12 protein-coding genes are annotated in these 11426 nt (G+C 38.2%); 5 read left to right on the top strand and 7 right to left on the bottom strand.

What is annotated here, in order from left to right; translation table 11 throughout:
* Positions 1 to 135: 135 nt before the first annotated feature.
* Entirely contained in the window at positions 136 to 552 is a 417-nt protein-coding gene (locus H5186_RS19940; protein WP_145233938.1) for a VF530 family DNA-binding protein, read from the bottom strand.
* 189 nt (positions 553 to 741) lie between these two features.
* On the opposite strand from H5186_RS19940, the gene H5186_RS19935 reads away from it, so the two are divergent.
* Positions 742 to 1308: a hypothetical protein gene (locus H5186_RS19935; protein WP_182718835.1), complete on the top strand. Its 567-nt coding sequence runs from the start codon at positions 742 to 744 to the stop codon at positions 1306 to 1308.
* Between the two features lie 211 nt (positions 1309 to 1519).
* Here H5186_RS19935 and H5186_RS19930 read toward each other — a convergent pair whose 3' ends face one another.
* Both H5186_RS19930 and H5186_RS19925 read right to left on the bottom strand, forming a co-directional pair.
* The gene (locus H5186_RS19930) at positions 1520 to 2512 is read right to left on the bottom strand and encodes an MDR family oxidoreductase (RefSeq protein WP_182761831.1); all 993 of its coding nucleotides are present in this window, start codon (positions 2510 to 2512) and stop codon (positions 1520 to 1522) included.
* Between the two features lie 63 nt (positions 2513 to 2575).
* A complete protein-coding gene (locus H5186_RS19925) occupies positions 2576 to 3211 on the bottom strand; it encodes a TetR/AcrR family transcriptional regulator (protein ID WP_149981105.1) in 636 nt (211 codons plus the stop codon).
* A 729-nt stretch (positions 3212 to 3940) separates the two neighbouring features.
* Between H5186_RS19925 and rmf the strand changes: the two genes are divergently transcribed.
* The gene (gene rmf, locus H5186_RS19920; protein WP_182718838.1) at positions 3941 to 4111 is read left to right on the top strand and encodes a ribosome modulation factor; all 171 of its coding nucleotides are present in this window, start codon (positions 3941 to 3943) and stop codon (positions 4109 to 4111) included.
* A gap of 80 nt (positions 4112 to 4191) precedes the next feature.
* On the opposite strand, the gene fabA is transcribed toward rmf, so the two are convergent.
* Positions 4192 to 4707 (bottom strand): bifunctional 3-hydroxydecanoyl-ACP dehydratase/trans-2-decenoyl-ACP isomerase, encoded by a 516-nt coding sequence (gene fabA, locus H5186_RS19915; RefSeq protein ID WP_182718839.1) that lies wholly within the window; start codon positions 4705 to 4707, stop codon positions 4192 to 4194.
* Positions 4708 to 4911: 204 nt separating this feature from the next.
* Between fabA and H5186_RS19910 the strand changes: the two genes are divergently transcribed.
* From H5186_RS19910 to H5186_RS19900, 3 genes are read left to right on the top strand one after another with little or no spacing between them, the layout of a single operon-like run.
* Positions 4912 to 5769, top strand: a complete 858-nt coding sequence (locus H5186_RS19910) for a 6-carboxytetrahydropterin synthase (protein WP_149981106.1) — start codon at positions 4912 to 4914, stop codon at positions 5767 to 5769.
* The gene (locus H5186_RS19905; RefSeq protein ID WP_182759275.1) at positions 5762 to 6577 is read left to right on the top strand and encodes a M23 family metallopeptidase; all 816 of its coding nucleotides are present in this window, start codon (positions 5762 to 5764) and stop codon (positions 6575 to 6577) included. The genes H5186_RS19910 and H5186_RS19905 overlap by 8 nt, the downstream gene beginning before the upstream one ends.
* 5 nt (positions 6578 to 6582) lie before the next feature.
* Positions 6583 to 7014, top strand: coding sequence for an acyl-CoA thioesterase (locus H5186_RS19900; RefSeq protein WP_064666260.1), 432 nt, complete (start codon positions 6583 to 6585; stop codon positions 7012 to 7014).
* A 174-nt stretch (positions 7015 to 7188) separates the two neighbouring features.
* Here H5186_RS19900 and H5186_RS19895 read toward each other — a convergent pair whose 3' ends face one another.
* The 3 genes from H5186_RS19895 to H5186_RS19885 are packed head-to-tail and all read right to left on the bottom strand — an operon-like array spanning position 7189 to position 11319.
* Positions 7189 to 8511: a Na+/H+ antiporter family protein gene (locus H5186_RS19895; RefSeq protein ID WP_145233952.1), complete on the bottom strand. Its 1323-nt coding sequence runs from the start codon at positions 8509 to 8511 to the stop codon at positions 7189 to 7191.
* The gene (locus H5186_RS19890; protein WP_182794855.1) at positions 8508 to 10505 is read right to left on the bottom strand and encodes a DUF3488 and transglutaminase-like domain-containing protein; all 1998 of its coding nucleotides are present in this window, start codon (positions 10503 to 10505) and stop codon (positions 8508 to 8510) included. Before H5186_RS19890 ends, H5186_RS19895 begins: the two co-directional genes overlap by 4 nt.
* Positions 10492 to 11319, bottom strand: a complete 828-nt coding sequence (locus H5186_RS19885; protein ID WP_182779199.1) for a DUF58 domain-containing protein — start codon at positions 11317 to 11319, stop codon at positions 10492 to 10494. Before H5186_RS19885 ends, H5186_RS19890 begins: the two co-directional genes overlap by 14 nt.
* Positions 11320 to 11426: the final 107 nt, after the last annotated feature.

Below are 11426 nucleotides of genomic sequence, written 5' to 3'. Positions count from 1 at the left end.
GCCCGCAAAAAATAACAACATAATACTCAGAGATGCATTGGGTGCAAACCAAGTAATAACGCCAAAAATAATTGCAATGAGGCCGCGTACTAACAGTACTGACCAGTTTTTTGAAAGTGTGGTGGCACCTAGCACCTAGTTACCCCAAGGATTACTGGCATTTGAGCGTTGTTTGCGCGTCCGTGCACGATCTTTGGCTTCTTTTTTCGCTTGAATACGTTTTGCGTCACTAAAACTTAACTCACATGGTTCACCCGGTTTATGATCTTCAGGAATAACGCGGTCACGTGGTGGTAGTTCATATTGAACATCATCGGGTTTAGGAAGATTTTTTAATCTATAAAGATAAAAGTTTTCAACTTTATCTTGTGCCCACTGGGTTTTACGCAAAAATTTAACTGCAGATTTGATGTCAGGGTTGTTTTTAAAACAATTTAGCAGTAGATAAGCATGTAAAAGCTCCCACCCATATTGATCAACTAACTCTGATACAACTTGCTCAAGTTTAACGCCTTGTAGCGGGTTATTGCCGAATAAATCTTCATTACTCATGTTTTACACTCTTTTTCTAAAATCTAATCCCAGAATTATAATTTTTATCACGATAATTTGATACAAGAATATCAAGTCAGTTTGCTTGTGTAATTTACATTTGTTTAGTTTATCGGTAATATTAGTGCGCTTTAATAAGTATTGGCATGACGCCACAACATTGGATGATAGATTTAAGGAATAATATACATGGGTCTTTTTAATAAAATTAAAACACAAGCTACCACTATTGGTTCAAATATCAGCGAATCAACGTCTAAACTAAGCTCTGATATGAGCACCTCAATGAAAGAGAACTCAAAGTTATCGGCGATCCGCTCTGAGATCACTTCAATAGAAGGGCAGCTAAATATTGGTTATCAAGATATTGGTAAAAAATACGTAGAAAATTTACTAGAAAACCAAGGACAAAATATCGAAAGTGCTTTGCAAGAAGCATTAAACCGTGTTGAACCGTTACTTGAGAAAAAAATTGAGCTTGAAGATGAAGCTATTGAAATTGAGAAAAAGCTAAAAGATCAAATCATCATTCAAGAAAAAGCAATTTTTCAAAAAGAATACGATCAAGAAAAAGAGAAGCTTGAAAAAGCCGTTAAACTTGATGTGATCTCTGTAGCAGAAAAAGAACAGAAATTAGCTAAAGCACGATTAAAACTTGATAATTTCGACACTATTCGTAAAGTTAAAAAACAGTATGAAATGAGTTTAATTTCAAAAGACGAATTAAACGAAAAGCTTGCTGCTTTAGGCATGTAATGACGAAAAAATTAAAGCTTCTTTTACAAGAAGCTTTAATATACCAATTGAGTTAAATATTTAACCATTCTAGCGGGCTAAATGAAGCGCTAAATACGTCAGTAATTTTTCAAGTAGAACAACGGCATGTCAAAATTCCTGTCTTGTTATCACTGTATTTCTCCGTCGCTATAAATACTTAGTAACTTAACACGATTGGTATAACTTATTTTTACTGTTGGCAATTTACTACTACACGGCCTCGGATATTTCCGGCCATCAGCTCATCAGCCGCGTTAATAACCTGCTCTAAATTAATTTCAGTCGATATTTTATCTAAGTAGCTCTGCTCAACAAGCTCACCTAGACGTTGCCATGCTTGGATGCGGTCGACCTTTGGACGCATTACACTGTCTATGCCGATTAATGAAATACCACGCAAAATAAACGGCGCAACGGATGCAGGAAAATCCATGCCTTGTGCTAAACCGCAAGCAGTAACTACACCGCCATACTTTAAAGAAGCACAAATATTAGCAAGGGTATGACTGCCAACCGAATCAATGGCTGCAGCAAAACGTTCTTTTGCTAATGGCTTACCTGGATTTGATAGCTCATTTCGATCGATCACTTCAGAGGCGCCAAGTTGTTTTAAATGTTTGCTTTGATCTACACGACCTGTTGCTGCAACTACGGTAAAACCTAGTAGATTAAGTAAATAGACGGCAAAACTACCTACACCACCGTTTGCACCCGTAACTAAAATATCACCAGATTCGGGAGTGATGCCTTGCTTTTCAAGCGCAATAATACTGAGCATCGCGGTGTAACCGGCAGTACCAATTTGCATGGCCTGTTTAGGTGTTAACGACGTTGGGAGTGGGAGCAACCAATTGCCATTAACAGCGGCTTGTTGAGCCAGACCCCCCCAGTATTTTTCGCCAACACCAAAGCCATTTAGTAATACCAACTGATCAATAGCGAACTCGCTAGAATCACTGGCTGTTACTTTACCCACTAAATCAATACCCGGCACCATAGGAAATGAGCGCACCACGGGGCCTTTTCCTGTAATAGCTAGACCATCTTTATAATTTAGGGTGCTGTAAAGCACATCTAGTTTGACAGGGAGATTGGGTAATTCGCTATTATTTAGTGTTTGTACTGACGCGGTATACTTATCGTCAGTATTATTTATAACAATGGCTTTAAATTGATTGTTCATCTGGACTCCATTTAGACCGATCGTCTTTTAATTGTTATGAATAAAGAGCAATTACTTAAGCCGTTACCTAAGCAATGCACGTAAAAACATTTCAGTATATAAAATAAGTGGCTGAGTATTTTTAGTTAGCTTGGCACGCATTACAGCACCTTCCCAGCCAATCCAAAAAAATTCACTCATTTGTGTGGTATTCACGTTGGCTGCAATAACACGATCCTGCTGAGCTTGTGCCAGGCAAACTTGCACATGTTGTTGCCAAATCTCGTAGCTGGTTAATAGTTTATTTTTAAAGTCATCGCTGAGATGGTTTAGTTCCTGATTTAAATTACCGACTAGACAACCGCGACTAAAATCGTACTTTTGCATACCCCTTGCTGCACTTTGGGTGAAATTGATTAGTCGCTCTAAAGGAGGGATATCGCTTGCCCCTAGATAGCGAATAAGTTTAGCAACAAAGTAATCGTTATAAGCGTCTATAACAGCTAAGCCGTAGGCATCTTTATTATTAAAGTAGTGGTAAAAAGAACCTTTTGGAACACCTACTTTTTTTAAAATAGTATCAAGTCCTGTGGCACTGAAGCCAAACTCGGTAAGTGTTTCTACCCCCGTAGCAATAAGTAACGCTTTGGTGTCGGCATTACTGCGGGCAACTTTTGGTGGGCGACCACGTCGTGGTGGATTTTGACTGTTTTTTAGCATAAACACATATTAGACCGATCGTATTAATATACCCAAACCACCTCAAGATGCGAGTTTCAGTTGGAATTAAAAGCGATTTAGGCAAGGCATTGATTGCAAGTAATAGTGGTTCTATTGTTAAAATCAATAACGCAGTATAAATCGCTTTTAAACCAACCCGTTGGGCGTTTCACAGGCACTTACTCTCAGCGTTGTTACTTCTTAAAAGGGGCTGCCATTGTTGCAAAGTAACGCCTTGATACTAAGCCCCTGTGAAACGCTGAATTCTGTATATTGAGGTGGTTTGGGTATAGTTGCAAGGATTAATTATTAAACAATTTAAAAATGTACGTGAAATGTGGGCTAATTAAGTGTGAATAAGCCGCAGTAAAGTGGTCTGAAATAAGTTCAAAAATTAAACTTCTTTACTATTAATGAGTTGAAATAAATTTGTCATAATTACATTTTTTATAGGAACTTCACCCATAAACCGCAGTCACAATTAGAGCAGGAAACTGCGTGTTAGTGATTAGATAGTCGTAATTTTTTGTACATATATGGGTCGCACAGAAGATGGTACGACCACTTTACTTTTTTATATGTTAATTCATTTTTGCATCAGCAGCTTAGTTAAAGTCAATTTATTTAATTGCTTTTGTGATTTGAATTTAACAGTTTTATTAACTATTCATTAAATGTAGATGTCACGAACACTACAAATATATAAATATAAAAGGTGAGGATTTACCTATGAAGAGACAGAAAAGAGATCGGTTAGAAAGAGCTCATTCTCAAGGCTTTAAAGCAGGCCTCGCGGGCCGTTCAAAAGACCTATGCCCTTATCAACAAATAGACCCAAAATCAGAGTGGTTAGGCGGTTGGCGCGAAGCGATAGAAAATCGCAATATGTATAAAACCTAATTTTTAAGTATTGAATTAAAGCAAAAACGCCGCTGTTTATGAAACAGCGGCGTTTTTGTAGCTGGGTTTTAATTACAAAATTAAAACGCGCTAGTATCTTGGAATAAACCAACTTTTAAATCTTTTGCTTCGTAGATAACGCGGCCATCTACTTCAACAGTACCATCAGCCATCCCCATGAATAATTTACGTTTAATAACGCGCTTCATGGTCAAACGGTAGGTCACTTTTTTTGCTGTTGGTAAAATTTGCCCAGTAAATTTAACTTCACCTACACCTAGCGCACGGCCAAGACCAGGACCACCAGACCAACCAAGGAAAAAGCCAACCAGTTGCCACATTGCATCTAAACCAAGACAACCTGGCATGACTGGATCACCTTTAAAGTGACAAGCAAAAAACCAAAGATCAGGGTTAATATCAAGCTCAGCAACGATTTCACCCTTACCATGCTCTCCACCGTCATCAGTGATTGAGACGATACGGTCCATCATTAACATGTTGTCACTTGGTAGACGACAATTGCCTTCTCCAAACATTTCACCTTGACCACATAGGATCAAATCTTCTTTTGTATAACTATTTTTAGGTTCCATAACACTTTTCATCGCTTAGAAATTGCCACGTACTTTAGCGTACACTTGTACGCTAAACAACTCGGAGCAGTTAAAAAAATAATTTATTTGCACGAAATACCACCGCTTAGGTGAAGAACATGCTAATTACACGATTAAATCGCGCAATTACTAGCAAAAATCATTATAATTACCGTGATTTTTTAACCAGTATAAAGGAAGTTTATGATCCTTTTTGTTAACGCACTTACCGTAATTGATTTTTCTTACTTGTGTAATAAACGAGGCGCAGTTGGCGAGAGCTGGATTGTTGATTTAACCTTGCATGGCAAGTTAAATGAAGAGTCTATGGTGCTTGATTTTGGCTTAGTTAAAAAGCAAATCAAAGGCATTATCGACCAATGTATTGATCACAAGCTGGCCATTGGCAACCAAATTAACGGCCAAGTTGAAAACCATGGTGACTACACAACACTTGATTGTACTTTTGGTGATGATCACCACTTAGCAATGAGCGCGCCAAACCAAGCGTTTTGTTTAATTGATGCTGATGTTATTAATGAGCAGTCAGTTATTGAATTTTTAATTGCTACAATCATGCCGCAGTTACCAAGCAATATCGATAAAATCGAAATTGAGTTAAAGCCAGAGCATAGTAAGAGCTTTTATTATCACTATAGTCATGGCCTTAAAAAGCACGACGGTAATTGCCAGCGTATTATTCATGGTCACCGTTCGCAAATTGGTATTGCCCTTGATGGAATGGCAATGCCACGATTACAAAAGCAATGGGCTGATAAATGGCAAGATATTTATTTAGCTACAGCAGAAGATCAAATTCAAGCGCCGCAGCTACAGCACATCAGCGCCAAAGAAAATGACCTCTGTTTTGCCTATACCGCCGCACAAGGCTATTTTGAAATGGCAATAAGTAAAGAACGGTGTGATATTTTACCCATTGATACTACGGTTGAATGTATTGCAGGTTACCTTGCTGAGCAAGTTAAAGCGCAGCATCCTGACAATGACGTAAAAGTCACAGCATACGAAGGTGTGGCCAAAGGGTCCATTTGTTATGCGTAAATTATTAGCCGTTTCGTTATTTGCTACTGTGAGCTTTTTTGCTGATGCAGTGGAGCTAAAAGGTCACTTAACCCAAGGCGGGTTAGTGACTGGTCAAATTGATGGGGTTAAGTCAGTTATTTTTAATGGCCAAGCATTAAAAACCACCGCACAAGGTGAGTTTGTATTTGGCTTTGGCCGTGATGCTGAATTAACCCATCAATTAGCCTGGGTTGATGCAGACGGTGTCAAACATCAGCAAGCGATTGAGATCACTAAACGTGATTATAAAATTGATAAAATTACTGGAGTGGCAAGTAAATATGTGTCACCGCCAAAAGCGGTAAGTGAACGTATCAGCCGCGAAGCTGTGGCAGTAAGAAATGCCCGAAAAGTTGACTCTGAGCTTAGGTATTTTTTAGATCCAGTTTACAAACCTGCACAAGGGCGTATTTCGGGTGTGTATGGTAGCCAACGCTATTTTAATGGTGAGCCTCGTCGGCCACATTTTGGTTTAGATATAGCCAACAAAACAGGCAGCCCTGTTTATGCGCCTGTCAGTGGTACCGTTGTTTTTGCTGATAACGACCTTTATTACTCTGGCGGCACTTTAATTTTAGATCATGGCCACAGTGTCACGTCTACCTACATACACTTAAGTAAGCTTGATGTAAAAGTAGGGGATACCATTAAACGTGGTGATAAAATAGCTGAAATTGGTGCGACTGGTCGTGTAACTGGTCCTCATCTGGATTGGCGTTTTAATTGGAAAGGCGAACGCCTTGATCCTGCACTTATGATGTTAGATAAATTAGCAAACCAAAAGTAGAGAACATGACAACTCAAGTAAACCGTGAAGAAATAATTGCTCAGCGCATTAAAGACTCAACGACTTCGGTCACAAAAACAGTATTTCCTGGGCGCACTAATCACCACAATACCTTGTTTGGTGGTGATGCATTGGCATGGATGGACGAAGTTGCATTTATTGCTGCAACGCGCTTTTGCCGTAAACCATTGGTAACCATTTCATCAGATAGAGTTGATTTTAAAGAAGCTATTCCAGCTGGAACCTTCGCTGAATTGATCTCAAAAGTTGTGCATGTAGGCAATACAAGTTTAAGAGTAGACGTTGAAATATTCTTAGAAACAATGCACAGGGATGATAAACACTCGGCAATTACTGGGAGTTTTACATTCGTTGCGGTCGATGACAATCACAGACCTACGCCGGTTGTATGCGATAAGATGATTTATGGTTTTTAAACCGAGTTGTTAAGTTAAGAAAGCACTTTTATGGTGCTTTCTTTGCTATATAAAAAGAACACATCATACTATGTTGCACTGTTATATATCTTTAGCATCTGCGTTAAAACAATAATTGAGTAACCAAGTAGGGGTCTTAATCTATTCTCTGCTTGGTTACTCACATTCAAGGTATTAAAGCACCATAGCGGCTATCCAGCCAAATATTAGTAATGGAATATTAAAGTGGATAAAAGTAGGCACAACTGAATCCCATATATGATCATGCTGACCGTCAGCGTTTAAGCCGGAAGTTGGTCCTAAGGTTGAATCGGAAGCAGGGGAGCCAGCATCGCCTAAAGCACCTGCGGTTCCCACTAAAGCTGCGGTTGCCATCATTGAAAAGTTAAGCTCTAAGCACAGTGGCACAAACAAGGTTGCTATTATTGGCACTGTGGAAAATGAGCTGCCAATCCCCATGGTGATCATTAAACCAACTAATAAAATTAGTGCAGCTGCCAAAGGTTTGTTGCCATCAATAATCAATGCGGCGCTTTGTACTAAGCTAGTCACATCGCCTGTCGCTTTCATTACAGAGGCAAACCCTTGAGCTGAGATCATTATAAATCCAATCATTGCCATCATTGCTACGCCTTTACTAAATACGTCGCTATTTTGCTCCCACTTAACTACGCCAAACAAACTAAAAATCATCACCCCAACTAAGCCACCTAAAATCATTGAACCACTGACATTTTGTGCTGCTAAAGAGGCTAATACCGCTGTAATACCGACTAACAATACTTTTTTAGGTTGTTCTACAACCACATTAGTTGCGTGCTCTTGATGTTCGTCATGCTGATAATCTCGATGTTTTCTATAACTGATAAACACCGCTACAATTAATCCAACTAACATGCCACAGGCAGGAATGATCATCGCCATAGGTACTTGGGTATTAATGATTTCTAAGCCATTTTCCACTAAGTTTTTATGTAAAATCGAGTATAAATAAATTCCACCAAAGCCATAGGGTAAAACCATATATGAGGTTGCTAGACCAAACGTTAAAATACAGGCAATAGCACGTCTGTCTAACCTTAGTTTATTAAATATAACCAGTAGCGGGGGGATCAAAATTGGTATAAAAGCTATATGAACTGGGACTAGGTTCTGCGATGAAATTGCACACACTAAAATTATCAGTAAAATAAAATAGCTTAAATTTGTTTCGCTATTACTACTATTGTTATTTACTTTAGCGAGTAGTTTTGCAGCTAAAATGCGCGTTAAGCCTGATTTTGAAATCGCAACAGCGAATGCGCCTAGCATTGCATAGCTTAGAGCGATCTCAGCTCCGCCAGAGAGGCCTGCGTTAAATGCGTTTAGGGTATCGTTTAAGCTAAGTCCGGCGGTTAAACCGGCGACTAAAGCACTTAAAGTCATAGCAACAATTACATTAACGCGGGCTAAAGTAAGGCCAAGCATTAAAATAACGCCAATCACGACTGCATTCATAGAGTTCTCTTAGTTGTTGTTTTAATTAATTTTACCAGATTTTTACTGTGTTTTTTACGATAAGCGCTAAATATTAGCTGGCGATAACGCACATCGGAGTATAATTGCGCAAATTGCATGATATATGTCCGCTTGTTAGGCAGCTGTTGAGCTGCATATGCTAAAAATTGCAGCGGCGTTTGATTTGACGGTGCAGAAATACCTTGCTTATTACACCAACGCACAACAGTAAGGTAGTCTTTTGCGAGTGAATGCGCTGGCGATTCTGGCTTTTTAGGCCAAGACAAATACACAAAGTAACAAATAAAGGCTAAACATACGGTTGCTATCACGATCAGTGAAATTTGCCAAAACTGTTTATTACCGAATAATTCTTTTAGCAGGGAAGATTGCTTTTGCTGGTCAAAACCTAACACCCAATTTGTCCATTGGTAATCAAGATTTTCAAGCTTAAGCCTTAACCAGTTAATACCAGCAATATTACTCAATCGTAATAAGCCAAAACTCAAGTTGCTAGTAAATTCGCTATTAAGCTGCAAGTGCTGTGATAAAGATCCGTTTAATCGTTCAGGTGAAACAACCGCAGTTGCATCAAAAATTTGCCAACCTTTATTTTTTATAAATACTTCAACCCATGCATGGGCATCATATTGATAGATGCTCATATAACTATTTTGTTGATTATACTCACCACCTAAGTACCCCGAAACAACGCGGGCAGGAATACCAACACTTCTAAACATAAATGCAGCCGTGCTGGCATAATGGCCACAAAAACCACGTTTATTAGCAAATAAAAACTGGTCAAGGGTGTTGTTACCGGTAATTGGATCCGGCGTTAAGGTATAGCTAAAGTTATTATTGGCAAAGTAGTCATCCAGTGCTGAATAAAAAGCCTGATCATCGTTATTATGTTGTTCATACAGACGTTTAGCTAAAGACTGCGACTGTAAATTAGTCTCTTTAGCTAATAAACTAAGCTGCACGTTTTGATAGTGTGCAGAGCGAGAGAGTTCAGCCAAGCTAAAAGCATAACTCTGGGCTGTATAGCTGATACTATTAGCTAAAAAACGTTTCCGCAGTAGTAATCCATTGCTGGTTGTTTTTACATCTTGATGGGCCGAGTCGGCAAACTGTAAACCATAAAGCCAAGGCTTAGCGCCAGGCTCTGCAAAAATTTGATAACTATATAATGGTTCACCACGTTCAGCTGAGGTGATTTGGTCAATTACTTGCTGGCTTTTTAAAATGTCCGATATTAACCAGCGTTTACCATCAAACTCATCATGTATAATCGCTCGCCAGTAATAGGGGGAAGATGGCTTTTGCTGATCAAATTTAGCTCGAAATACTAACTCATCTGAATTAGACAGTTTGGCTATATCAAATGGATCAACACTTTCTGACAAACCGGTTTTAGCGAGTTTTGGCCCCGGTAATTGCCAAAATGCGGGAAGTTTCGGTAACAATAATAATAAAAATATCGCTAAAGGTAGTGCTAGCAACAAAAGTTTGCAGCTGTCTTTAGCTGCAATTTTTAAACTATGTTTAGATTCAATCAGCGCTAAAAGCGCAAAATTTAAAATATATAGCATGCTAATTACTAGCGTAGCAAATAAGCTCTGAGAAAATAGATATACTGTTGAGAGACTAAAAAAACTTAACAAAATGATAGTTTGATAATGCTTTTTTGTATTGGCTTGCAGTAATTTAAATAAGCTAGAGAGGATCAGCATCGCAACAAATAAAGTCACCGTATCGCTAAAACCTACGTCATAAAACAAGATCAATAGACTCAAACCGGCCAAAGTATTTGCTAATATGGCAGTGGGTTTATTTCTTTTCAATAAGGTAACGGCTAGATTCCAAATACACAAACTAGCTAATAATGTATTAAATAGAGGAGGTAACTCAGTAAAAATAAAACTCAGCACTAAAATATAAACAATAGATAACGACAAATTGATCGCGGTTAAATTATCAGTGACTTTCATTTTCATCCTTTGCAAAACGGCTTAGTGCTTCTAAACACTGTTTACAATGTTCTTTGGTATCACTGATCGCGTATAGTCCTGCTTCTAATTGCAGGCCATAACTAACGCCTTGTGAGTAAGCCTGAGTTACTAAATAGCTTAATTGTTGTAGGCGGGATTCGGTATTTCCTTGTAACTGATTAAAATCAAAAACAACACTTTGGGCTGAATAATTTACAAACTCTTTTACCATTAATTGCTGAGTTTTTGCGTAATGTTTCCATGATATTCGTTTCATATTCATACCAGGTTGATGAATATTTAAACCATCAAATTCATCACTACCATGGCTGTTTTTATGCAGGCCATCATCAGTGTTGTGGTTATTTTGCAAACTAGCTTCATGCAATGGTTTGAGTTGTTGCGGGTAGACAAATACCGTATGTGCTAATTGCATATAGCTCCATACCGATACTAATCCAAACGGGTACTTGCTGATTATTTTTAATCGGCGCAAGGGGTATTCACCACGTTCTTTTAATCCTAAATCTAAATTAACTATTTGCTTTTGACTGGTTATTTCATCAACGGTTGTGAGGGTTTTATTTTCATAAATAAACTGCAATGATTGACATTTTTTTTCGGTTTTTAGTTGCAGCTCTAATAATGCAGAGCAGGGAGCATAGCTAGCTATATGATTTTTATAATCAATTTTTAATCCTTTAAGATTGCTATAACCCATAAGTAGCGAAAATATCATTACTACAAGCATTAAATAAGCCATCGCTAAAATCAGATTATTCTGATAATTAATGCCTAATATAAAATTAAGCATAGTAACCACTAAAAAGCTCACGCCCAATTTTGATGGCAAAACATATATTGTGTTATGCGTTAAGGTAAGATGTTCGGTATTATGTTTATTTCTTAGTAATAGCTTGA

The sequence above is a fragment of the Pseudoalteromonas sp. SG41-2 genome (assembly GCF_014164535.1).
In the GTDB taxonomy this organism is placed as follows: domain Bacteria; phylum Pseudomonadota; class Gammaproteobacteria; order Enterobacterales; family Alteromonadaceae; genus Pseudoalteromonas; species Pseudoalteromonas rhizosphaerae.
The sequence above is the reverse complement of the archived record's forward strand: the minus strand, read 5'-3'. Positions and strand labels throughout refer to the sequence as shown.

Coding starts and splice junctions, on each gene's coding strand:
- H5186_RS19940 (WP_145233938.1), bottom strand. CDS start 552: ATGAGTAATGAAGATTTATTCGGCAATAACCCGCTACAAGGCGTTAAA.
- H5186_RS19935 (WP_182718835.1), top strand. CDS start 742: ATGGGTCTTTTTAATAAAATTAAAACACAAGCTACCACTATTGGTTCA.
- H5186_RS19930 (WP_182761831.1), bottom strand. CDS start 2,512: ATGAACAATCAATTTAAAGCCATTGTTATAAATAATACTGACGATAAG.
- H5186_RS19925 (WP_149981105.1), bottom strand. CDS start 3,211: ATGCTAAAAAACAGTCAAAATCCACCACGACGTGGTCGCCCACCAAAA.
- rmf (WP_182718838.1), top strand. CDS start 3,941: ATGAAGAGACAGAAAAGAGATCGGTTAGAAAGAGCTCATTCTCAAGGC.
- fabA (WP_182718839.1), bottom strand. CDS start 4,707: ATGGAACCTAAAAATAGTTATACAAAAGAAGATTTGATCCTATGTGGT.
- H5186_RS19910 (WP_149981106.1), top strand. CDS start 4,912: ATGATCCTTTTTGTTAACGCACTTACCGTAATTGATTTTTCTTACTTG.
- H5186_RS19905 (WP_182759275.1), top strand. CDS start 5,762: ATGCGTAAATTATTAGCCGTTTCGTTATTTGCTACTGTGAGCTTTTTT.
- H5186_RS19900 (WP_064666260.1), top strand. CDS start 6,583: ATGACAACTCAAGTAAACCGTGAAGAAATAATTGCTCAGCGCATTAAA.
- H5186_RS19895 (WP_145233952.1), bottom strand. CDS start 8,511: ATGAATGCAGTCGTGATTGGCGTTATTTTAATGCTTGGCCTTACTTTA.
- H5186_RS19890 (WP_182794855.1), bottom strand. CDS start 10,505: ATGAAAGTCACTGATAATTTAACCGCGATCAATTTGTCGTTATCTATT.
- H5186_RS19885 (WP_182779199.1), bottom strand. CDS start 11,319: ATGCTTAATTTTATATTAGGCATTAATTATCAGAATAATCTGATTTTA.